Origin of the sequence: Fibrella arboris (assembly GCF_041321095.1) — a bacterium.
GTDB lineage: Bacteria > Bacteroidota > Bacteroidia > Cytophagales > Spirosomataceae > Fibrella > Fibrella arboris.
The window spans coordinates 92,860-115,359 of record NZ_JBGGWE010000004.1 but is presented as its reverse complement, the minus strand read 5'-3'; the positions used below and the strand labels follow the sequence as shown (position 1 = coordinate 115,359).

Annotated in this window: 18 protein-coding genes; 3 read left to right on the top strand and 15 right to left on the bottom strand. The window is 50.1% G+C overall.

The features are described 5' to 3' along the window. Nucleotides 1-28: 28 nt before the first annotated feature. The 6 genes from ACAW75_RS08095 to ACAW75_RS08070 form a co-directional block, all read right to left on the bottom strand. Nucleotides 29-406, bottom strand: a complete 378-nt coding sequence (locus ACAW75_RS08095) for a type VI secretion system contractile sheath small subunit (RefSeq protein ID WP_370728190.1) — start codon at nucleotides 404-406, stop codon at nucleotides 29-31. Nucleotides 407-883: 477 nt separating this feature from the next. After that, entirely contained in the window at nucleotides 884-1,951 is a 1,068-nt protein-coding gene (locus tag ACAW75_RS08090; RefSeq protein ID WP_370728189.1) for a hypothetical protein, read from the bottom strand. 157 nt (nucleotides 1,952-2,108) lie between these two features. Beyond that, nucleotides 2,109-3,140 carry a hypothetical protein gene (locus ACAW75_RS08085; RefSeq protein WP_370728188.1) on the bottom strand — a complete coding sequence of 344 codons (1,032 nt, stop codon included), beginning with the start codon at nucleotides 3,138-3,140 and terminating at the stop codon, nucleotides 2,109-2,111. 39 nt (nucleotides 3,141-3,179) lie between these two features. Next, nucleotides 3,180-3,881: a hypothetical protein gene (locus tag ACAW75_RS08080; RefSeq protein WP_370728187.1), complete on the bottom strand. Its 702-nt coding sequence runs from the start codon at nucleotides 3,879-3,881 to the stop codon at nucleotides 3,180-3,182. Nucleotides 3,882-4,053: 172 nt separating this feature from the next. Further along, nucleotides 4,054-4,386: a thioredoxin gene (gene trxA / locus ACAW75_RS08075; RefSeq protein ID WP_370728186.1), complete on the bottom strand. Its 333-nt coding sequence runs from the start codon at nucleotides 4,384-4,386 to the stop codon at nucleotides 4,054-4,056. A 111-nt stretch (nucleotides 4,387-4,497) separates the two neighbouring features. Next, nucleotides 4,498-5,205, bottom strand: a complete 708-nt coding sequence (locus ACAW75_RS08070) for an SDR family oxidoreductase (protein ID WP_370728185.1) — start codon at nucleotides 5,203-5,205, stop codon at nucleotides 4,498-4,500. A 176-nt stretch (nucleotides 5,206-5,381) separates the two neighbouring features. Between ACAW75_RS08070 and ACAW75_RS08065 the strand changes: the two genes are divergently transcribed. The 3 genes from ACAW75_RS08065 (at nucleotide 5,382) to ACAW75_RS08055 (ending at nucleotide 9,232) form a co-directional block, all read left to right on the top strand. Beyond that, entirely contained in the window at nucleotides 5,382-6,332 is a 951-nt protein-coding gene (locus tag ACAW75_RS08065) for a porin family protein (RefSeq protein WP_370728184.1), read from the top strand. A gap of 152 nt (nucleotides 6,333-6,484) precedes the next feature. Next, nucleotides 6,485-8,704 (top strand): transglycosylase domain-containing protein, encoded by a 2,220-nt coding sequence (locus tag ACAW75_RS08060; protein WP_370728183.1) that lies wholly within the window; start codon nucleotides 6,485-6,487, stop codon nucleotides 8,702-8,704. Nucleotides 8,705-8,878: 174 nt separating this feature from the next. Next, a complete protein-coding gene (locus ACAW75_RS08055) occupies nucleotides 8,879-9,232 on the top strand; it encodes a 4Fe-4S binding protein (RefSeq protein ID WP_370728182.1) in 354 nt (117 codons plus the stop codon). A gap of 129 nt (nucleotides 9,233-9,361) precedes the next feature. Here ACAW75_RS08055 and lepB read toward each other — a convergent pair whose 3' ends face one another. The 9 genes from lepB to dnaE all read right to left on the bottom strand — a co-directional run bounded on the left by lepB (nucleotide 9,362) and on the right by dnaE (nucleotide 22,319). Further along, the gene (gene lepB / locus ACAW75_RS08050; protein ID WP_370728181.1) at nucleotides 9,362-10,522 is read right to left on the bottom strand and encodes a signal peptidase I; all 1,161 of its coding nucleotides are present in this window, start codon (nucleotides 10,520-10,522) and stop codon (nucleotides 9,362-9,364) included. Nucleotides 10,523-10,667: 145 nt separating this feature from the next. Beyond that, a complete protein-coding gene (gene dapB, locus ACAW75_RS08045; protein ID WP_370728180.1) occupies nucleotides 10,668-11,402 on the bottom strand; it encodes a 4-hydroxy-tetrahydrodipicolinate reductase in 735 nt (244 codons plus the stop codon). A gap of 22 nt (nucleotides 11,403-11,424) precedes the next feature. Then, complete coding sequence (locus ACAW75_RS08040) at nucleotides 11,425-12,198, bottom strand: DUF5683 domain-containing protein (RefSeq protein WP_370728179.1); 774 nt, start codon at nucleotides 12,196-12,198, stop codon at nucleotides 11,425-11,427. A 98-nt stretch (nucleotides 12,199-12,296) separates the two neighbouring features. After that, the gene (locus ACAW75_RS08035) at nucleotides 12,297-13,220 is read right to left on the bottom strand and encodes a ParB/RepB/Spo0J family partition protein (protein ID WP_370728178.1); all 924 of its coding nucleotides are present in this window, start codon (nucleotides 13,218-13,220) and stop codon (nucleotides 12,297-12,299) included. Nucleotides 13,221-13,320: 100 nt separating this feature from the next. Further along, the gene (locus tag ACAW75_RS08030; protein ID WP_370728177.1) at nucleotides 13,321-14,106 is read right to left on the bottom strand and encodes a ParA family protein; all 786 of its coding nucleotides are present in this window, start codon (nucleotides 14,104-14,106) and stop codon (nucleotides 13,321-13,323) included. Between the two features lie 186 nt (nucleotides 14,107-14,292). After that, the gene (locus tag ACAW75_RS08025) at nucleotides 14,293-15,330 is read right to left on the bottom strand and encodes a radical SAM protein (RefSeq protein ID WP_370728176.1); all 1,038 of its coding nucleotides are present in this window, start codon (nucleotides 15,328-15,330) and stop codon (nucleotides 14,293-14,295) included. 323 nt (nucleotides 15,331-15,653) lie between these two features. After that, nucleotides 15,654-16,982: an ammonium transporter gene (locus ACAW75_RS08020; RefSeq protein ID WP_370728175.1), complete on the bottom strand. Its 1,329-nt coding sequence runs from the start codon at nucleotides 16,980-16,982 to the stop codon at nucleotides 15,654-15,656. 130 nt (nucleotides 16,983-17,112) lie between these two features. Continuing rightward, on the bottom strand, nucleotides 17,113-18,357 hold the full coding sequence (locus ACAW75_RS08015; RefSeq protein WP_370728174.1) for an outer membrane beta-barrel protein: 1,245 nt from the start codon (nucleotides 18,355-18,357) through the stop codon (nucleotides 17,113-17,115). 341 nt (nucleotides 18,358-18,698) lie between these two features. Continuing rightward, nucleotides 18,699-22,319: a DNA polymerase III subunit alpha gene (gene dnaE / locus ACAW75_RS08010; protein ID WP_370728173.1), complete on the bottom strand. Its 3,621-nt coding sequence runs from the start codon at nucleotides 22,317-22,319 to the stop codon at nucleotides 18,699-18,701. Nucleotides 22,320-22,500 lie beyond the last annotated feature (181 nt).

The following is a 22,500-nucleotide window of genomic DNA, read 5'->3' as shown; positions in this document are numbered from 1 at the left end:
GGTTAGGTATGGATTGGGTATAAAGAAGCTACTTGGCTTGCTTTATTTCCTCGATCATCTGCTGAATCATTGCCAGCATGGTCTGTTTTGCCTGTGGGTTCTGAATGGCGTGCTGCAACATTTTATTCGACCGTAACTGGTAGTTGATCCGTTGCAAGTCCCGCATTTGTTCGTTCAACTCAGTTAGGTAAGGACTTTGCTCAACAATTCCTTCCGGGGTGAAATCGCCCAGGCGGCTAAATTTGAACGTTTCGCCCGTTGGTTCACCAGTCTGACTGGTCAACATCACGGTGACTTCCGGTTGATAGTGATCCAGTACATCGTCGACCGACTCCATATCGGGCACGGCTTCAGCCTCCATTGGCAATTCGTCTGTGAATTTGCCGATGTACAGCGTCTTGTTCATGCTGATCGGCGAGAGACTAGGCGGAATCTCTCGTAATCCGGGCCAGGCCCCAGGCATTGTGTTGTCAAATTGGTTCATCAATTTTCCATTTAATTAGGCAAGCCTTTAGAATTGTAGTACTAAGCTACTGAAACAGCTCATTCCTGCCAACTGTTTGTCGTCAATACCGGGTTTAATAACCAGATAGATTAGTTAACGGCAAGTTGACCGCTCAAGCTTACTTTCAAGTACGAATGAATTTCAACGCTTCGTGGACGAAATAAGCTATGCTGCGCAAGTGAAGGTAGGTTTGTCTCGTCATGATAAGACGTTCGGGTCTGCTGAACAGGAAGGGCGGCTTATTAAAGCTATACGACGGCAATGGCTGATAGCTACTCATTGATCAATGGCAAAAAGATACGTTGGTTTTAACTAAAAAGGCTGTTTATCAGATGATTACTCATGAGATAAACAGCCTTTTTAGTTAAAATCTACCTGTTACTTGAGCGTCAGCAGGTAACCAATCGTAAAGTTTGCATCCCAGTCGAACACAAACTGTTGGGTACCGGTGGCATCGGCTACCCCTTTATATATGGTAAGACCAGCCTTCTGTTTTGCGTTATCACCCTTATAATCAGCGGGCATTTTCAATACGGTGTACCGCTCTTTACCGACACGTACCTGTTTGGCCAGCTCAAATGGGATGCCGCCAATGATGAAGCAGGTCTTTCGGCGATCGGCGGGTACTTGCTTGGCCTTGCTCTTTACTTCATCGTACACCTTTGCATCGTCCGTACTTTCCTGGAAATACTTTGCACCATACGTTTCAAGCGCTGTGATGTCGCTGCCGTTCTTCCACGAAATCTTTGTGTTGCCCGACCCAATGTCAACGACAAACGCATTGTCATCAAATTCGGCGGGGAGCGCTGCCCGAAGTGCCAACCGACCCTCCTGTTCGGGGGTTACGGTATTGACAACGTAGTTAAGGGCTTTCAGATTTTTAATGATCTTTTGCGTGGCTTCTGCTTTCAGAGCACCGGAACTGACTACAAACTGAATGTCGCGGCCACCAACGCCGAAGTTGAGCATATTGGCAATGTACTGCTTTAGCCCCGACCGAATATCGAGGTCGGTCGCCATATTTTCCAGCACAAGACTATTACCAAAATCAGCTTTTTCCAGCTTCCACCGTTTCTGATCGTCGATTCGCACAATGAACGAATTGAATCCGCTGGCACCCAGCTCCACAACGCCTTTCAACTGGCCGCCCTGCGGTTCAGGCGCCTGAAAGTTAAAGGCCGAACGAGTGCCCCCCTGCGTAGCGGCATCGGCCGATCTGGCATCGGCCTCATCGGTAGTTGCTACACTGCCCGTGCCTTCAGCATCGGACGTTGTTTGTTCACCTGGCGGTAGAGTGGGCGACGTGGTGTCGGTTTGTTCGGTCTTGTTGCCAGCCTTGAATTTCTGGATCAGGTCAATACCGGCTACGTATTTCAGACCGAAATAGATAAGCCCTAGAATCAGAGCCGTGATCAATAGACGGCCAGCAGTGGTTAATCGGTTCATGGAAAAAATGGAGGTTTAATTTTTATGGTATGAAGCGTTGCCTCGTCGGCACAACTGGATGATTCGGTCAGTAAAGGGCTGGCTGTAGTATCGCTAACCAATAAACTGGTTCCAGCGCCTAATGCCTCGGGTACGTGATCACCCAGTTGTCACTCGTTTAATCGAGCAGACTGCGGTAGCCTTCGTCTTTAGGTGGGTTGATAACGCGGGCTTCGAGCGGCCGGTCGGCGGCAGGGGCGTTGATCTGGACCAATGAGAATTCGCCTTTGTTGTAGGCCTCCAGTAAAGTCTGGCCTTTGTCGGAGAGCATGCCATTCTGAATATCAACCCCGTTGATAAAGTCCATCGACAGGTCCATGGCCCGTTTCATTTCGCCGAGTTTTTTGCTCATATCATCCTGGATGTATTCCATCGACTCATCGAAGTAGAACTTTTTGTCTGGATTGCCTTTGAAGATGCTCACGGCGGTTTTCAGCGCATTAGAGCTTTCTTTCACAATCCGGTACTCAGTTTCTTTCAGTTTCACCTTGATATCGGTTTCTTTGATCAGGTAGTCGGCCGATTTGTTGACCTTCTCCATGAACTCAAGGACGAGCTTCATGTTCCGCTGAAGAGGAAATAATTTCTCGTTCATTTCCTGAAGACCGGCACCTTCCATAGTGGCCAGCGTAGCCGCTTCTTTCATACCGGGCTTTGTGGCTGCCAGTTCGTTGGCCTTATTAGCTTCGGCAAACTTCTGCTTGATCGAGTCGTTGTTCTCATTTATTTTCTTGTTCAGCTTCACGAGTTGGCCAGCCAGCGTGTCTATCTGTCCCTGCATTTTCTCCCGCTTTTCGCGAAGATCCTGCACGTAGATTTTCATGATGGCGATTGGGTCAAGCTGAATGACCGTGCCTGTAATTTTGCGCATCAGGGTTTTGTACAGGAAAAAAACGGCCGTGCGCACATCGCGACTCGTAAACAGAAAAACAAGGAGGGCCACAATACCCAGCAGAAACGCCAGGTAGAGCGTGTTCTCGGTTGCCCGGATGAGAAACTCCATGATCCGGTTGAAATACACCAGGCCCACGGCGCCCAATGCCCCGAGCATCAGCATGCCCGTGATACCTTCGGGGCGACCCCAAAACGACGCTTTATTGCTGTCGTTGTTGTCGCCACCTGCTAATTGTGAAAAGTCAGGAGAAGCCATATTGATTACAGTTGTAAGAGTTGTTAGTGAACAGTAAACTTATTTCAGATACGTTGCAATCTTCGACACATCGGATTTGATCTGATCGGTGAATGTAGCGTAGGTGGTTTCAAAATTGGCTTTGTTCTGATTGATCTTGGCGCTCTGCTCTGACACCTCGCCACTAATTTTACTTAAACGGTCTGTATTAGCGGTAGCACGCTGTTGCAACTCGGCTATTTGTTTGGCAATGGCTTCATTATCAGCCTGAAGTCGCTTCTGCTCATCCAGCAGTCCGCCCACCCTTTCTTTTGTAGCTACCTCTACACTTTTCAGAAAAGCATCTCGGTCGGCACTCAGGGCTGCCAGGTACTGGTTGGCAGCCGTTGCGAGCATGCCGGGGTCTCCGGTCGATGCCATGGCCTTAAAGCTTGCCCAGGCTGCCTGAAACTGTTTGTCTTCCGGAAGGCCCAGATTACCTAGATTGCGGAGAATCTCCCGGAACTCGAAATAATCTGGCCCCTGCAAGTTGGCTTTACTGAGTACACCTGCAAAGTGATCAATAAATTTAGTGTCTACCGAACCGGTAACTGTACCCGCAGCTTGTGCTGGCGCAGCTACAGATGAAATGCCCTGTGGCTCTGAGCGCGGCGGGGCGGCGGGGCTAGCAGGAACGTTGGGCGCAGCAGGGTCTTCTTTGATGAAGAAGCCTAACAGCTTATCGCCGAAGCTTTTGTCAGTATTCTTTTCAGAATCGGCCATGTTTGTTTGTTCGTGGTTGACGGGACAATACTACGAGCTTGTCTGAAACCTACAACGGGCAATACGGATAAACGGTTATGGGACTGGCCCAACGAACCCTGGACTTGACCAATAAAAAAGCCGACCCGTGGGGTCGGCTTTTTTATGATTTTACTGACATTAGCTGGACGAATTAAGCCAGCTGAGCCTGTAATTTTTGTTCGAGAACAGACTTCGGTACGGCGCCGATTACTTTATCGACCATCTGGCCATTTTTAAATACCATCAGCGTAGGAATGCTGCGGATACCAAATTGCATGGGCACCTGTGCGTTTTGGTCAACGTCCATTTTAGCGATAACCGCTTTGCCGTCGTATTCATTAGCTAGCTGCTCAACAACGGGGCCGATCATCTTACAGGGACCACACCACTCGGCCCAGAAATCGACCAGTACGGGTACATCTGAATTGATCAGGTCATTGAAATTAGCGTCAGTGGCTTCTAAAGCCTTTGATCCTGCTGCCATGATTATAATTAAGTTTATAGCGTTCAAACTCGTTTCATTGGCATAAACCCCGGTGGTAGTCTTTAGTTCCCCCGCCCCATTGTGCGGCCCGGTGCCGACGGTGGTTTACATTTACCAGGCGATCTCTTTTTGGTCGCGCCAGAATTTGCCCGTCTCGGTCTTGGGGGCATCCGTCGCCAGCCAGACGATCGTTTCGGCGCCCTTCTCGACGGAGCGGGAAGCCCCCGCACCACCCATGTCGGTACGTACCCAGCCAGGGCTGACCGAGTTAACGGCAATACCCGGCAACGCCGCTGCAAACTGCCTGGTGACGGCGTTGAGCGCCGTCTTTGAGATGCTGTAGGCCGGCGCATAGGTCTGCATGGTACCAAGCGTGGCCACATCACTCGATATATTAATTATACGGCCACCAATCGAACTCTTTTTAAGATGTGGCAAAAAATCCTGTGTGACCATGATCACGCCCTTTACATTTGTAGTCAGGGTCTTGTCGAGCAGTTCCGGATTGAGTTTTACGATCGTCTCCCCATGATCATCCAGAATGGCGGCATTGTTGATGAGTACATCCAGATGGTCGGCTTTCTGGGAGAACGTACCCGCGGCCTGTTTGATACTGACCGGATCGGTAACGTCGAGCTGTATAAAGGTGGCTTCGTAGCCTTCGTCGCAGAGCGACTGAGCCGCGGCGCGACCTTTGGCGATATCCCGCGAGCCAACAAATACGGCAAAACCACGTTTAGCCAATTGGCAGGCTATTTCAAAGCCAATGCCTTTATTTGCGCCTGTAATCAGGGCTGTTTTAGGATGTTGAGTCGTCATCTTGTACTGATGTTCGTTAGAGGTAAAATCAGAAAAGGTCACCTTTGTTTAAAAAGGAATCTGCGAACACACCGGTTGACAACTCAACACACCGTTACCTCAAATCACTTAGTAAGTTACTTAATCAGCAGTCACCTTTGCCCATTCGTTCTATCATCGTTTAACCACATCGCCTTATGAGGTCATTAATATCCCTCTTGTTGCTTTGCCTCTGCCTGTCTGTAGCTACTGCCCAGACGTCAGCTAAGAAAAAGACGACCACTGCCCAAAAATCGACGACTACCGCCAGGAAAGCTACGACCACACCTGTGAAGAAACCGGTCGCCAGTAAGCCCCGCTCAACGACGGTTGCCGCCGCCACTACCGAAGCGGCGGCCTCTACGCTGACATTTCCCAGTACCGAGCCCGACAATGCCGCCACGCTGGATGCACAGAAAAAGCAGCAGATGTATGACGAACTACATGGGGTAAAGAATCAGGCAAATACGCCCGATACCGGTAAAAAAGGCCGAAAAACCGATAAACAGCGTGACGCCGACGAAATGGCTACCCGCGCTGATCGCAAAACCACTACAGCTGCGGCCGATGAAGCACGTACCTATATTGGGGTGCGCGTTGGGGGGAACTACAATACGTACCTCGACAAGCTGACTATTCCGAATGGAACAGGTGGTATCATTGATGTGACGCCCAGCCCAATGTACGGTTTTCATGCCGGGGTGGTCTTCCAGTTCGGTCGGGGCGGTGTCGCTTTCCAGCCTGAAATCAACTTTAATCAGGACTACCTAAAAACAGCGGCGGGCACATTCTCGGCCAGTTCACTCGTAGTCCCTCTGTTCGCCAAGTTTCAATTCGGTCAACAAGGCAACACGCGCTTCTTTGTCAATGTTGGTCCTTACGGTGCTTATTCCCTTGAATCGGGAAGCACTGAAACAATTATTGGTTACGGTGGAGCATTAGGTCTGGGTGTAGGTATTCCGGTTGGATCAGGTAAGGTTACCGTCGAAGCGCGCGGTTATTACCCACTGGGTGATTCGAAAGGAACGTATGATTTTGCCAACATTCCGGGAAGACCAATCACTGGCCAATTTTCGCTTGGTTATCTGTTCCCGCTTGGAAGCCGATAAATGGGTGCATCCAGTTAAATTTGTAAGCAAACGAAACGGGTGGCTAAGGCTGCCCGTTTTGTCATATATGTAGGATGTAGCCAACAAGGCCGGATGGCTGGGTAGCGTTGCCCTGTTGAAATCCGTACTTTTGCGGCACTATTTGCAACAAAATGCCACTTAACAAACGCAATGTCCTGCGCTATACAGCCTGGACTGTGCTAGCCGTGCTCGTGCTGGGCATCATCGGGTCTGTTTACGCTTACACACAGCGCGAACGCCTGCTTAACGTAGCTATCGAACGAGCCATCAAAAAAGCAAAGCGGGATTATGATCTCACGCTTCGTATCGGCTCGGCCAATTTTACCGGGTTGACCTCCCTGTCGGTTACCAATGTATCTGTGGTACCAGCCAATCGCGACAGCCTTACGCGTGTTGATCGGGTTCAGGTAAGCGTTCGGCTCTGGCCGTTGCTGGTGGGTAACGTCGCCTTGTCGGAGCTATCGATCGAGAACGGTTTTTTTCAGGTTGTTAAGCGCGATTCATTGACGAATCTGGATAGTATTCTGAAACGTCGGAAAGATTCAACAGATACGCGAACACGCAAAAGCACCGATCTGTCTGATGTAGCCGAGAACCTCATCAACAACTTACTGACAAAGATTCCTGACGATCTGAACATTCGCAATTTTGATTTTCGGGTGGTCGATGATGGCCAGCAACTGAACCTGCTGGCGTCAGAAGCGAAGATTGACAATGGCGATGTGACCTCCACGTTTCTGCTGAATAGAAATGAGGCGATCTGGCACATTACAGGCGAGGCTTCGCCGTCGGATAAAGAATACAACGTAGATCTGTATGCCGTTGGCAAGCCGTTGGAAATCAGGTATTTGCAGCAGCGATTCAAGTTGAAGGCGCAAGCTGACACCCTACACGCTGAACTCCGCGACGTGGATCGCTCGGGGGCGGAGTTCCGGCTTGAAGGGGTAGGTTCGGTGCGGAATCTGCGGCTAAACCATCCGGCCTTGTCGCCCAACGATGTGCTGGTGCAACGGGCCGCGGTAGATGCCAATTTGTTTGTCGGTGAAAACTATGTGGGTGTCGATAGCAGCTCAACCCTACACCTTGGTGAAGTAAGTGCCCATCCGTTTGTCAAGTATACGTTGCCCGATGCTGAAGCAGGGACAGGCAAAGTGATCGTAGCGCAATTGCATACCGATGATATGGATGCACAGGCGTTGTTCAATTCGTTTCCGAAAGGGCTATTTGCCTCACTCGACGGCATGAAAGTGACAGGCAAACTACGCTATGACCTAACCTTCGCCTTTGATACGGCCCTACCCGATTCGGTGAAGTTCGATGCTGGTCTGACGCCTGATGGCTTCAAAATTGTACAGATGGGGCGTACCGATTTGCGACGGATCAATCAGCCTTTTATTTATACGCCCTACGAGAAAGATAAGCCGGTACGCGATATCTCGGTTGGCCCGGACAATCCTGACTTTACTCCGCTCGATTACATCGCTCCCGATCTGAAGAATGCGGTGCTTACCTCGGAAGATTACAATTTTTTCACGCATAAAGGCTTTAATGAAAAAGCGTTCCGGGTATCTATTGCGACCAATTACAAGGCAGGGTCTTTTAAGCGGGGAGCCAGTACGTTATCGATGCAGTTGGTGAAAAACGTCTTTCTGAACCGAAATAAAACGTTGTCGCGGAAGGTCGAAGAGATCCTGATCGTATGGCTGATGGAGAACGAACGGCTTGTCTCGAAGGAGCGCATGTTTGAAGTCTACCTGAACATCATAGAGTGGGGAAAGAACATCTACGGAATAAGCGAAGCCGCTCGCTATTACTTTGACAAGACGCCGGCAGAGCTTAATCTGGGCGAAAGTATTTTTCTGGCATTTGTCATTCCCAGTCCCAAAAAAGCGCTTACCCATTTCCAGCCCGACGGCTCGCTTCAGGTACGTAACGTGCGGGGATATTTCAAAATCATTGGCCGCATCATGGCCAAACGGGGCCTTACGCAGCCAGATAGCGGTGCTTATGGTTTCTACGATGTGCGACTACGCGAAGGTCTTCGTCAGCAAGTGATTCCACAGGAATACTACGAATCGGATAGTCTCGATACCGATCAGTCTGACGAAGGCGGCGGCATGGATGACCTGTTCAATCGCCTGTTGAATGGTAAACCCGACGACGACCAGAAACCGGCTACCCAACAACCAGCCGACGACGCACCGACCGTACGGCCGACTCGCCCAACTGATGAGCCTGTTGCTACTGATACAGTGAAAACCCGTAAGCAGCTACGGCAAGAACGCCGCGAGCGAAAACGACGCGAAAAAGAAGAGAAAAAGCAGCAACAGTCAGCGTCTGAGATAGACTAGTTCGTAGGCAAATCCGGCCTGGAGACGGCTGATGGAAGTACCGTCAGCCACAGGTAGGCCAATGTAAATAGGAGCGGTTCAACGTATTTTCTGTGCATCAGCCAACTTTAAATAATTATATTTGTTGTCTCATTATCAGTTCCCTGAATTTCAGCCAGCTAAATTGATTCGATTATGGCCATTATGATTACTGAGGAGTGCATCAACTGTGGTGCCTGCGAACCAGAATGCCCCAATACGGCCATCTATGAAGGCGGCGTAGAGTGGACATGGGGTGGTGGTACGTCCCTCGATGTTGTCGATTTTGGTGATGGTACCGTTGTGAGCGGTAAATCGCCCCAGACACCGGTTTCCAATGAGTTTTATTACATCGTTACAGATAAGTGTACGGAGTGCAAGGGTTTTCATGAAGAACCGCAGTGTGCCGCTGTGTGCCCGGTCGACTGCTGTGTGCCCGATCCTGAGCATGAAGAAGATGAAGAAACGCTGCTAGCCAAAAAAGCCTGGCTGCACGCGGAAGAAGAGTAGTAAACAGGACGCAGATAACGCAGATTGGGCGGGTTTGCACAGATTGTATCATCTAACTAGTAAGGTAACTAGGATGATACAATCTGTGCAAACCCGCCCAATCTGCGTTATCTGCGTACTAGCTATTGCCTAATGCACTACGCTGAAGAGCCGGTTCCAGCGAATTTTGTTCGCAGCGTTGGCCGGATTCGGGTCAATCGACATCCAGATGAATACCGCTTTACCGACAATATGATCGGCGGGTACAAAACCCCAGAAACGGGAGTCAAGCGAATTATGTCGGTTATCACCCATCATGAAATAATAGTCCTGTTTGAAGGTATAGGCCGTAATCGCCTTGCCACCGATGGTGATGCTCTTATCGGTCACCTCTACGTTGTCGTTGCCCTCGTATTTCTTGATAATGGTGCCATACAGCGCAATGGCTTTTTCATCGAGTTGAACTGTAACCCCTTCTTTGGGAACAGTAACGGGGCCAAAGTTATCGACTGTCCAGTTGAATTTGGTACCGCCATAAATCTGTGAGAAAGGCGTCGGTTCCTGGCCGGGCTCTTCATCGTAAGGGGTCACCTTCTTCACCCAATCCAGGGTTTTGATCTTATCGATTGTTTCAACAGTGGTGTTCAGTTTGTAACCAACAACTTTAGTCGCCTTGGTTAGTGAATCGGGCTGCTCAATGGGTTGCCAGTTAAACGTGCTGTTTGGGTAATCGTTGATGATGTCGTATTGCCGGAAAAACGCATCGTCGAGATCTCCTTTTGTTGTCTCGACGAAATAGGTCATCTGCGACTTTGGTGGAACCTCGGCCGCCTTGCCATTCACAAACACCTGCCGATGACGTACCTCCAGCACATCGCCGGGGATACCCATACAACGTTTGATATAGTTCGTTTTCAGATCGGTTGGATACTGATCTTCAGGCGGGAAATTGAACACGACAACATCCCCGTTTTTCACATGCGAGAAACCTGGCAACCGAACCTGCGGTAACTGAATCCAGTCAAGGTAGGAGGGAATCTCGGTCCCCCAGATTTTCTGGTGGGTTAACGGAACCTGCAATGGGGTTTTAGGCGTGCGGGTACCGTAGTGAAACTTGCTGACAAACAGAAAATCACCTACCATCAGGCTCCGCTCCATTGAAGGTGTCGGAATGGTGAAGGCTTCCATGAACAGCCAGCGGATAAGGGTAGCGGCTACGACCGCAAACAAAACAGAATCGAACCATTCACGGATGGCTGATTTTTTCCTGACCGGTTGTGCGGCCTTCGTTTTCGTGTTGACTTCAGACACAGGAAATTGATGTTCTTGATTCAAAGCCAGGTAATCAACGAACAGCACGTTGTTGAGGCTTACCCAATGAATCTTGTTGGTTTACAAAAATACAATGATTTAGTGGCTAACACCTAACCGCCTGTCCGGGCATTCAGATGGCTCATCATTCACCCAATAAATCGTCCATCCCGAAAATGCCCTGACGGGGTGCCAGCCATTCGGCAGCAACTACGGCACCCAAGGCAAATCCTTGCCGACTATGGGCCACGTGCGAAATCTCGATCCGGTCTACTTCCGACTCATACCGGACTACGTGGGTGCCAGGTACGTTGCCTTCACGCACCGAGTCGATCACGATGGCATCGGTCAGCTCGCCTTCGGCAGGTCTGTCTGCTTCCGATACGGCCCAGCGGTTTTTATAAGGTAGTTGGTCGAGTACCCCTTCGGCCAGCGTGATCGCGGTGCCCGATGGCGCATCTTTTTTTTCAGTATGATGGACCTCCGTCATCGACACCTGGTAACTAGGGTAGTCGTGCATGAACTTCGCCAGCGTTTTATTCAACCGGAAAAACAGGTTGACCCCAATGCTGTAATTAGAGGCGTAGAAGAAAGCGCTGCCCCGCTCACGAACGGCGGCCTCGATCTCGGTTCGCTGACTGAGCCAGCCAGTTGTGCCGCAAACCACTGGCCAACCGCGCTGAATGCAATACGTCAGATTGTCGACCACGGATTCGGGCGAACTGAACTCAATCACTACGTCGACGGCTTCGTTGGCTAGGGCGTCGAGGTCGGCCCGGTTGTTCAGATCAATGCGACCAACAATCTGATGACCGCGTTCAAGGGCGATCTGTTCGATGGCTTTGCCCATTTTGCCATAACCGAGTAAGAGAATATTCATTGGCACTAGAATATAGTAAAAGCTACTTTTTAAAATTCATGGTAAGTCGTATGCCCGGCACAAAGCCCGATACCGACGGAAGAATAACGGGGTCGTACTTTAAGGTGAGACTGTCAGAGATGTCAAACGTCTTCAGATGGGCCGTTACGTTGGCATCTACCACGTTCAACCCCCAGAACAGGGCCGTGAAAATGATATTATAATCCCGCCAGCGACGCCAGTAGTCAACACTTGCTTTGAGATAATTAAGCGAACGTTCATTTCCATAGACGAACGCTGTTTTAGTACGGCTTGGATCTTGTCCAGGTACGTCCGGTTTGTTGTAGGCCTCTGTATAGCCCGCTAAATACGTTTTATACTTACTCGTGAAATCAACGATGAAATAGCCGAATGTGCCGAAGCCCGCGTAGATGAATGGGACTTTCCATTTCTGTCCGTTATAGATCTGCCCCAGACCCGGGAGCATAAGAGAAAGAATAGCTGCCCGCTTCGGCACGATCTTCCTGATCTCCTCATTTGCCTTCGCCGACAGTTGAACTGTGTCGGTTGCAGCACTGTCCAGCTCATCGCCTACAGCCAGTGAATCGACGAGCAACGCATTATTATCGGTTGCCATCTCGGGCGTGAGTGTGTCTGTCTTGGCAGGCACACCAGGGCGGATGATCGGCCGTTGCTTCGTTGTATCGGGCGTCTGGGCCTGCAACGTACCCAGCAGACAGAAATACAGAAAGAGAACGTACCCAGCGTGGATGCGTCGGGCGTGGAGCCGCTGAGCGAATTGAAACGTGTTTTTCACTGAGTTACCCGGTAATAACGCGACCGGCGCGAACGTTTGTAGCCATGCTCGTAACGTAAACGCCGGTCGAAATGACACTGTTATTGTCTTAATCTATGTTAAGCCGAATAATTCAGGACGTTAAGAATGCGGTCAAGATCTTCCTGCGAGGTAAAGGGAATCTTGATCTCGCCGGTATGTTTCTCATCGGCTTTGATCACGACCTTGCTGCCAAACATCGATGAGAGCTTGAATTGCAGGCTCCGCATTTCCTGTTTGGGCAGGGTTGTCTTGCGGGCCGGGCTAGCCTCTTCGGTCATTGACAGATTCCGAACGGCTTCTTCGACCTTCCGTACTGACCAGTCTTCTTCAATGATTTTATTGAATAGCCTGATCTGCGTTTCGGGGTTCTCGATGTTGATGATCGCGCGGGCATGACCCATCGAAATGCGCGTGTCGCGCAACGAGGCCTGAATGGCCGGTGGCAGTTTCAGTAATCGGATGTAATTATTGACGGTTGTGCGGTTTTTACCAACGCGCTCCCCCAATTCTTCCTGTTTCAGACTGCATTCGGTGATAAGCCGCTGATACGACAGGGCAATCTCGATCGAATTCAGGTTTTCGCGCTGAATGTTCTCAATCAGCGCCATCTCCAGCATCTGCTGGTCATTCGCCGTCCGCACATAGGCGGGAATATGAACCATGCCGATCAGCTTGGAGGCTTGCAGACGGCGCTCGCCTGAAATCAGCTGGTAATGATCTTTGCCCAACTGGCGTACCGTAATGGGCTGAATAATTCCCTGAACGCGGATGGAGTCGGCAAGCTCGTTCAGGGCTTCTTCATCAAACCGGGTACGTGGCTGAAAGGGATTGGTTTCGATCTGATCGAGGTTGATCTCGGTCATGGTGCTGATCGATTCGTAGGGGGATGGTTTGGCCTGTTGCCGGCCATCGCTGTCTTGCAACAATGCCCCCAGCCCCCGACCGAGACCCATCATTTTATTGTTTTTTGGCGCACCCGCCTTCGCATTTGTCGTGTTCATCGAACAAATAAGTTTACCGTTTGCTGTTTACTGTTTTTAGTTGCTACGCTCGTGTGCATGTTACTGGCAGCGCAACTGTAAACAGTAGACTGAAAACTTTTTAAACAGTTTCCTGTGGCATAAGGCCATTTTTGGCCAGAATCTCGCGGGCTAAATTCAGGTAGCTAATGGCGCCTTTGCTGTCAGCATCCTGAGCCAGCACGGGCACACCAAAGCTTGGTGATTCGCTCAGTCGAATATTTCGAGGAATAATGGTATGGAAAACCATTTGCTGGAAGTGTGAGGTTACCTCCCCAACCACCTGGTTCGATAGCCGTACCCGTAGATCATACATTGTCAGCAGAATACCTTCAATGGCCAGATCCGTGTTTAGCCGCGACTGAATGATCTTGATCGTATTCAGTAGTTTGCCGAGCCCTTCCAGGGCAAAATATTCGCACTGTACGGGTATGATCACCGAATCTGCGGCCGTGAGGCTATTGATGGTAATCAGGCCCAGCGATGGCGAACAGTCAACGATAATAAAATCGTAATCTTCCCGAATCTGATTCAGGGCGTCTTTCATCTTGTCTTCCCGGCTCTGAAGATTGATCATCTCAATTTCGGCACCCACCAGATCAATATGGGAGGGAAGAAGATCGAGATTGGGGAAGTCTGTCTGAATAATGGCATCGCGCGTCTGCACATCCTCGATCATACACTCGTAAATGCTGTTCTCGATCTCCTTGGGGTTGTACCCCAACCCGGAGGTGGAGTTGGCCTGTGGGTCAGCATCGACAATGAGCGTGCGAAATTCTAAGGCGGCCAGACTAGCAGCCAGGTTAATCGTTGTTGTGGTTTTACCGACGCCACCCTTTTGGTTGGCAATGGCAATAACTTTACCCATGGGTTTGTTCGTTGCAGTCCCAAAGATGCCGGAACCAAGTTAGCTTTCCAAGAAACGTTTCACGAAAATGTTCCACAAAGAGAAGTTTCAGGTTTTAAGTCTCAAGTTTCAGGTCCGCTGCCAGTTCAGCAGTTGGTTGAGTAGCAACGCACCTGAAACTTGAGACTTGAAATCTGAAACTTAATTCTACGCCCATACTTTTGCGCCCTCGGTGCAGTTTCGGCACATTTCTATTTCTGCCCTGTTCTGAATAAGTGTTCGGCGGAAGCGCCGGTAAGCATCGCTGAACCATACTTCCCGGAAACTGTGATCCTGCAACGTACCCAGCTGATGATCGGCGTCTTTATCAAAGCAACACGGCACAACGCGCCCGTCCCAGGTCATTACGCAGGAGTGCCACATGCGCCAGCAGTGGTCGAGCAGCGCGTTCTTAATGCCAAATGTGCCGTCGGGTTTTAGGGCATAGCGGCTGTATTTTTCAATAGTGGGCATGAGATCTGATCCCTGTTCATACTCGTAGATCTGCGCCGTTTTTAGCTTTACTTCGTCTACCCCCAGTTCCTTAGCCAGCCGATGCACGTCTGCAATTTGATGTTCATTAGGCTTGACAACCAGAAACTGGAAGATCACATGCGGTGTAGCTGACTTCAACTGTTTTTTCCAACGAATCAGGTTCCTGGTTCCTTCCAGCACTTTACTGAGATGGCCACCCACCCGGTATTGCTCGTACACATCTTGCGTGGTGCCATCAATCGAAATAATGAGCCGATCCAGCCCCGACTCGATTGTCTTTCGGGCGTTTTCGTCGGTGAGGTAGTGGGCGTTGGTACTGGTAGCGGTATAAATTTTCCGATCGGCGGCGTAACGTACCAGTTCCAGGAAATTCGGGTGGAGATAGGGTTCACCCTGAAAATAGAAAATCAGGTAGAGTAAGGTGTCGTGCAGTTCGTCAATGGTACGCTTGAAGAGGTCAACACCGAGCATGCCCGTTGGCCGGGTAAATGACCGTAGCCCGCTGGGGCATTCCGGGCAACGCAGGTTACACGAGGTAGTTGGCTCAACGGATAAAGAAACGGGTAACCCCTTCTGGTTCGGTTGCCCCGACTGCCGGGAGGCGTAAAAACTGGTTAGCACACGAACGGCGTTAGCTATTCGCCGGGGTGTGAGTTTACTGGCAAAGTTCAGTCCGTCGCGGGTACGTCCCCAGAGTGATGAGCGGGTCATAGATGTAAAGGTACAGACGTACCTGCAAGGAGCACTGTCGGACGTGGGATTAACCAGATTGATTTTCTGGCAGGATTTGTCGCGGCTACGGTAAATCCTGCCAGAAAACCGGTGAATACGTAGAAACAAAGAAGGTATCCGCCAGGAGCAGATACCTTCAACGAGTACAACAAAACCACAGTCCGATGGGCCATAACCGAGGCTACGAACACTACACCTAAGCCTGTGGGTCTGTCGTTATATTTTAGTTTAGAGTTGAAGTGTTTGATAATCGCCTAAGCCAGGGGCTTCAATCGCCCGGCAGGCTGGCGTGCCAGAAAGATCTAGGCGTCGATCAGGAACTCATCGTGCTGGCTAACGTCGAGGCCTTCTTTTTCGTCGGCTTCAGAAACACGCAGTGGCAGGATGAGGTCAGTGACTTTCAATAACAGCAATGACATACCAAACGCAAAGGCCGACACGACAACCAGAGCGATCAGGTGAGTGGTGAACAGTTTGGTTACACCGTAAGCCAGTCCTTCGTCAACAACGGCTGCGTTAACGCCTTTGCTGGCGAAAATGCCGGTCATCAGCATACCGACCATACCACCAACACCGTGGCAGGGGAATACGTCGAGGGTGTCATCGAGGGTCGATTTAGAACGCAGATGCGCTACAAAGTTCGATACCATAGCGGCAATAGTGCCGATAAAGATCGCTTGTGGAATGGTTACGAAACCGGCGGCGGGCGTGATCGCTACCAGACCAACTACGGCACCAATTGAGAAGCCCAGGGCCGACACTTTCTTGCCTTTGGCGGCATCGAACAACACCCAGCCAAGACCGGCAGCAGCGGCAGCTGTGTTGGTGGTGGCAAAAGCGATGGCGGCCAATGGTGAAGCGCCTACAGCAGAACCGGCGTTGAACCCAAACCAGCCAAACCAGAGCAGGCCAGTACCCAGCAAGACATAAGGAATATTGGCAGGTGGCAGGAAATTCGCATTCACGTGGTTTTTACGACGCTTCAGATACAGCGCACCAGCCAGCGCAGCCCAACCAGCCGACATATGTACAACGGTACCACCGGCAAAGTCAAGTACACCAAGTTTGAACAGGAAACCTTCTGGATGCCATGTCCAGTGGGCCAGCGGAGCGTATACGAACAGGCTGAACAGGATCATGAACAGTACGTATGAACGGAAGTTGATCCGCTCGGCCATTGAACCCGTGATAAGGGCAGGCGTAATTACGGCGAACTTCAACTGGAAGAAAGCAAACACCACCAGTGGAATGGTTGCTGCCAGTGACCAGGGCTTGCCGTCGAGCACACCTTTGAACATCAGGAAGGTGCGTGGGTCACCGATGAAACCACCGATCGAATCTCCGAAGGCCAGGCTAAAGCCGCAAACTACCCAGATAAGGCTAATCACACCCATGGCAACAAAGCTCTGCAACATGGTAGAGATCACATTTTTATTGCTCACCATACCGCCATAGAAATACGCCAGGCCTGGTGTCATCAGCAGAACAAGGGCTGCGGCCATCAGCATCCAGGCGGTATCGCCCGAATTGATGCCTTCCGTCACGATGGTGGTTGGGACTGATGGACTGAGAACAGCCCATAAACTGATTGCCAGCAGGATAATCAGTGGAATAATTGCAGGTTTTTGCATGATAGTTAACTGGTTTTGTTGTAGAGAAAAATTGTTTGTATGCAGGGTGATTTGTCTATTCCGGTGGCTTATCGGGTAATTTACTCGATGGCCAGAACAGACAAATCAGCCACAAACGAACAGCTATGATTTAAAATTTAAAGATCGCAGCCATACCCAGGGTTGCCTGGCTTTTAGACAGCGTACCATCGTTCATCTCGAACTTGTTGGCCGAATAGCTATCAACCCGGAATTCAGGTTTAAGGAGAACGTGACCATTGGCGCCAGTGATATTACCCGTGATTGTAATTGAATTCACGCTGGCTCCGTTGCCGGCAGCATCTGTTAAGGCACGTGCCCCATTTTTATTGTCGAACGATTCGTACCGGATGCCGAGGCCAAACTTATCGGTGAAAGCGTAGTTCGAATAAATAGCGGCTCCACCCCAGCTTTTAGCGGTAGTAGGCCCTCCATATCCTTGATAATCACCGGTTTGTGAGCCAGCTGCAGCGTTCAGGCCCAGGAAGAATTTAGACGTAATCTGGTAGGTGGTAGTTAAATCAAAGAGCGAATAACTGGCGTTATCTGCCGAGACAGCCACACCCGTACCTGTTGCGTTCGGAATGTCTTTCGACGCTTCGTTCGATACAATCGCGTTCAGATATACGTTCCAGCCAGTAGCTGGTGACACAAACAATTGACCGATCAGGCCTTTTTTCTTGTTGTTGTCAACCAGGTTGTCAACGTTGTTGACCAGACCAACCATCAGATACGCTTTGTCGCTGAATGCGTACTGCGCTTTCAAACCGATATGGTAGAATGGACCATTATTGAAAAGGTTAGACAGCGAGTAGTTATAGTTCACCGGAGCATCAATAACCTCGTAGCCAATGTGTGTACCAAACTGACCAGCTGTAAAAGAGAGCTTTGGTGTTGCCTTGAAAACAATATAGGCTTGTTTGATGGCAAGCGCAGTTGATCCCTGTCCCAGTGGACCATAGAGGTTACCATAATTGCCCAGATCAGCAAAAGGTCCGAACGTGAGGTCCATCACGGCGTCAACTTTATCCGCTGTGTAGACCGCTTTGGCCTGAACCAGACCGATACCGAATTGACCTGCTTTCTGGTCGAATGCACGAGCATTGCCCACCCCTTCGCCATTCAAGCCGAGGTTAGACCGACTTTTAGGGTTGTTGAAGTTACCGAAATAGTATGTGTCGAGATAGCCTGAGAAAGTAAATTTACCAGTATCGTCACCGTCGGCTTTAGGCTTGGCTGCCGTGGGCTGAGCCACTGTAGGCTGCACAACGCCTGGCTTGGCAACAGTGGTTGTGTCTGTGGCATTAGCCGCAAAAGTCGAACTTGCTAAAAATGTAAGTAAAATTGATTTTTTCATGCTGTTTGTTTTGTTAGACTCGACGATAGTTGCAGTTAGGTTTCGTGCAAATTTTATCTAACAAAATGGACGTTGCAAGGTTTTATCCCTCAATTTTAATAAAAATGGCCCGTTAAATAGAAGATTCATTAAATATTACCATTAAATAAAGCCAAAAGAATAGAATTATACTGTGAAAAATCCAACTTTTATAAAATTCGGTATTACGGTGAAAATACAGAATATTATATTGATATTGGAATAAGCTAATTTCATATAAAATAGTGTCAAAAATGAAAAAAGCCCTGACTTCCGCCAGGGCTACAGACTACATAAATGAGGTTAGCTGGTAGGTAAACCGGCTACGCTACTTTGCAATGCACACCTTCCAGCGACCGGAGCGCGTTGAGTAAAGTGTTTGCAGGGGCAACACGCAATGATCTGGAGAGCAAGCCAACTTCAACACGCTCTTCCTTGTCGATTACTTTCATCAGCAGACTGCACGTACCTGGGTGAGCTTTCACCAGTTCGTCTATTTTGGTAATCATGTGCTCACTTAAAGAGGCAATGTCGAGCGTGATCAACAACTCCTTACAAAGCTTTTCCCGAATCTCGCTCAGGTAGCGAATGCTGGTTGGCTTAAATTCTAACTGGTCAGAATTCCACCGATTCTGCGTCTTACCAGTAACGTGCAGGAACAGGCCTACTTCTACATACTGTGCCATGCGGGCATAGTCATCGCCGAAGAGTGTCATCTCCATCGATCCCTGGTAATCTTCCAGCTTGAAAATCATGAACGGATTCCCATTCTTCGCAATCCGTGTTTGTACCGCCGATACAATGCCGCCGATTTTTATGTCAGGAGCATTGGTTTCATACACCTTATCCAGTGTGCAGTTACAGAATCCGTCTAGTTCGACCTGGAATTCATCGAGCGGGTGGCCGGTGATGTAGAACCCTACCACATCTTTCTCGTATTTCAGCTTTTCGATCTGGTTCCAGATAGGCACTATCGGCGGTTTAGGGCGCGGCATGGCCACGTCGTTACCTGCTCCACCCCCAAACAACGACACCTGCGAGGCTGCTTTTTCGGCGTGGTGCGTGTTGGCAAACCGGATAATCTTCTCGATGAAGGTGGCGTTATCGCCTGCTGGTACCTCGAAGTACTGCGCCCGGTGAACGGTCTCGTCGAGCGCGTCGAAGGCGCCGGCATACGCCAGTGATTCAATGGTTTTCTTGTTTACCGTTCGAAGGTTTACCCGGATGATGAAATCGAAAATGTCTTTGTAGGGGCCATTCTGGGTACGTTCTGAGATGATGTTCTCCACCGCCGCGTCGCCCGAACCTTTGATGGCACCCAGACCGAAACGGATTTCCCCTTTCTTGTTCACCCCAAATACGCGTTCCGATTCATTGACATCAGGACCAAGCACCGGGATGTTGATGTTCTTACATTCTTCCAGGAAGAACGTGATCTTCTCAATGTTGCCCAGACAGGAAGTCAATACGGCAGCCATGTATTCTGACCGGTAATGAGCCTTCAGCCAGGCTGTCTGGTAGGCGACGAAGGCATAGCAGGTCGAGTGCGATTTGTTAAAGGCATACGAGGCGAACGCTTCCCAGTCGGTCCAGACCTTTTCGCAGGTTTTGATAGGTAGTTTATTGGCTGCACAGCCATCCATGAACTTACCCTTCATTTTATCGAGCGTGGCACGGTCTTTTTTTCCCATTGCCTTCCGCAATACGTCGGCATCACCCTTGGTGAAGTTGCCAAGCTTTTGCGAAAGCAGCATCAACTGTTCCTGATAAACCGTGATGCCGTAGGTATCTGCCAGGTATTCTTCCATCTCCGGCATATCATACTTCACCTCTTCGCGGCCATGCTTCCGGTTGATGAAGTTCGGAATGTACTGAATCGGACCCGGACGGTAGAGGGCATTCATCGCAATGAGGTCCTCAAACCGGTCTGGTTTCAGGTCCTTCATATACTTCTTCATCCCGTCGGATTCAAACTGGAAAATGGCGTTTGTCTCTCCCCGTTGGAATAGCTCGTATGGCTTCGGGTCGTCGAGCGGAATATTGTCGATCTCGATCTCGCGTCCGTAGTTCTGCTTGATCAATCGAAGACACTCTTTGATGATCGTCAGGTTTCGCAGACCCAGAAAGTCCATCTTAATAACCCCGGCATCCTCGATGACTTTCCCTTCGTACTGGGTAATGATCAGGTTGGTGTCTTTCGAGGTAGACACGGGTACGATGTTCGACAGATCATCGGGCGCAATAATGATCCCTGCGGCATGAACCCCTGTATTCCGCACGGTGCCTTCGAGCCGACGCGCCTGCTGGAGTACGTTCTGCACTTTTTCGGTGTCGATCAGCTTCATGGTACGCCCCATGCCCTGATCCCCCGATTCAAGTGCCCGCATTCTTCGCACGTTCTCTACTTCGTCGGGTGAGATGATGTTTGATAAGCCACCCGGCCCGTCGATCGGATCTTCGAAGATCCGCTTCAGGGTCATGTTATAGGTAGGCTTGTCGGGCACCAGTTTAGCCAGCGCGTTCGCATCATTGAGGGGTAAATCCATCACGCGCGACACGTCTTTGATCGCCGATTTAGCGGCCATGGTGCCATAGGTGACAATCGCTGCTACCTGCTGCTTGCCATATTTATTCACCACATAATCGATCACCTTCTGACGACCTTCATCGTCGAAGTCGGTATCGATATCGGGCATCGACTTGCGGTCCGGATTCAGGAACCGTTCAAACAGCAGGTTATACTTGATCGGGTCGATGTTGGTGATACCGATGCAATAAGCCACCGCCGAGCCTGCCGCCGATCCCCGTCCCGGCCCCACCATTACGCCAATATCCCGGCCCGCTTTGATGAAATCGGCCACAATAAGGAAGTAGCCGGCAAACCCCATTGTTTTAATTGTGAACAACTCAAAGTCGAGACGTTCCTGTACCTCCTGCGAAATATCGACGTACCTGGCTTTGGCTCCTTCGTAGGTTAGGTGGCGCAGATATTCCCACTGGTTCATGACGTCGTCGGCATGCTGCTGGAACTCCTTCGGAATGGGGAAGTTGGGCAGCATGATGTCGCGTTTCAGTTTCAGCATATCGACCTTGCCCACAATCTCGTTGGTGTTGTCGATGGCTTCGGGCAGGTCTTTAAACAGCGTGGTCATCTCCTGCGTGTTCTTGAAATAGAACTGATCGCTGAAGAAGGCGAAGCGCGTGTTTTTGGGCATTGCCTCGTCGTCGTTGAATTCCTTCATCGATGGGGTGCTCTGCTTTTCGCCCGTGTTCACACACAGAAGAATGTCGTGGGCCACCCAGTCGTCCTGATCCACATAATGCGAATCGTTGGAGGCAATAATCTTGACGTTATACTTTTTGGCGAACTTGACCAGCACCTCATTGGCTTTGATCTGGTCGGGGATCTCATGCCGCTGAAGCTCTACGTAGTAATCTTCGCCAAAGCGGTCGAGCCACCATTTGAATTCGATTTCACCGGCCTCTTCACCTTTTTTCAGGATCGTCTTCGGCACCATGGCGCCAATGCAGCAGGTCGAGGCGATCAGCCCTTCTTTATACTGCTCAATGAGTGCCTTCGTAATCCGCGGGTATTTGCCATACAGCCCTTCCATGTAACCCAGCGAGCACAGTTTCACCAGGTTTTTATAACCCGTCGCGTTTTTGGCCAGCAGCAACTGGTGATATCGAACGTCTTTTTTGTCCTTGGTAAACTGCTTGATATGGTGATCTTCGACCACGTAAAATTCGCAGCCTACAATGGGTTTTATGCCCTGTTTAGCGGCTTCGGCCACGAATTCAAACACCCCAAACATATTGCCGTGATCGGTAATCGCTACCGCGGGCATATTGTCTGCTTTCGCCTTTTTGATCAGCTTCTTGATGTCAGCCTGCCCATCGAGCAGCGAATATTGGGTATGGCAGTGGAGATGTGAGAATTGCATAGGACAAGCGGGTTAACGATCTAAAATTAACCCATTAATTCCTGGAGAGAATAGACATGAGGCACGATATTTACCTGTATTTCGTAACTGACTGAGGCTGACCAATCCCGCGATTACTGGTTCAGCAGGCGGTTTAGGCAGTGTTTCCAGCCATCTACGACCTGCGTCACGGTGCTGCTTG

Excerpts from the sequence above, each read along its gene's own strand:
- ACAW75_RS08095 (WP_370728190.1), bottom strand. The coding sequence starts at position 406 with ATGAACAAGACGCTGTACATCGGCAAATTCACAGACGAATTGCCAATG.
- ACAW75_RS08090 (WP_370728189.1), bottom strand. The coding sequence starts at position 1,951 with ATGAACCGATTAACCACTGCTGGCCGTCTATTGATCACGGCTCTGATT.
- ACAW75_RS08085 (WP_370728188.1), bottom strand. The coding sequence starts at position 3,140 with ATGGCTTCTCCTGACTTTTCACAATTAGCAGGTGGCGACAACAACGAC.
- ACAW75_RS08080 (WP_370728187.1), bottom strand. The coding sequence starts at position 3,881 with ATGGCCGATTCTGAAAAGAATACTGACAAAAGCTTCGGCGATAAGCTG.
- trxA (WP_370728186.1), bottom strand. The coding sequence starts at position 4,386 with ATGGCAGCAGGATCAAAGGCTTTAGAAGCCACTGACGCTAATTTCAAT.
- ACAW75_RS08070 (WP_370728185.1), bottom strand. The coding sequence starts at position 5,205 with ATGACGACTCAACATCCTAAAACAGCCCTGATTACAGGCGCAAATAAA.
- ACAW75_RS08065 (WP_370728184.1), top strand. The coding sequence starts at position 5,382 with ATGAGGTCATTAATATCCCTCTTGTTGCTTTGCCTCTGCCTGTCTGTA.
- ACAW75_RS08060 (WP_370728183.1), top strand. The coding sequence starts at position 6,485 with ATGCCACTTAACAAACGCAATGTCCTGCGCTATACAGCCTGGACTGTG.
- ACAW75_RS08055 (WP_370728182.1), top strand. The coding sequence starts at position 8,879 with ATGGCCATTATGATTACTGAGGAGTGCATCAACTGTGGTGCCTGCGAA.
- dapB (WP_370728180.1), bottom strand. The coding sequence starts at position 11,402 with ATGAATATTCTCTTACTCGGTTATGGCAAAATGGGCAAAGCCATCGAA.
- ACAW75_RS08035 (WP_370728178.1), bottom strand. The coding sequence starts at position 13,220 with ATGAACACGACAAATGCGAAGGCGGGTGCGCCAAAAAACAATAAAATG.
- ACAW75_RS08030 (WP_370728177.1), bottom strand. The coding sequence starts at position 14,106 with ATGGGTAAAGTTATTGCCATTGCCAACCAAAAGGGTGGCGTCGGTAAA.
- ACAW75_RS08025 (WP_370728176.1), bottom strand. The coding sequence starts at position 15,330 with ATGACCCGCTCATCACTCTGGGGACGTACCCGCGACGGACTGAACTTT.
- ACAW75_RS08020 (WP_370728175.1), bottom strand. The coding sequence starts at position 16,982 with ATGCAAAAACCTGCAATTATTCCACTGATTATCCTGCTGGCAATCAGT.
- ACAW75_RS08015 (WP_370728174.1), bottom strand. The coding sequence starts at position 18,357 with ATGAAAAAATCAATTTTACTTACATTTTTAGCAAGTTCGACTTTTGCG.
- dnaE (WP_370728173.1), bottom strand. The coding sequence starts at position 22,319 with ATGCAATTCTCACATCTCCACTGCCATACCCAATATTCGCTGCTCGAT.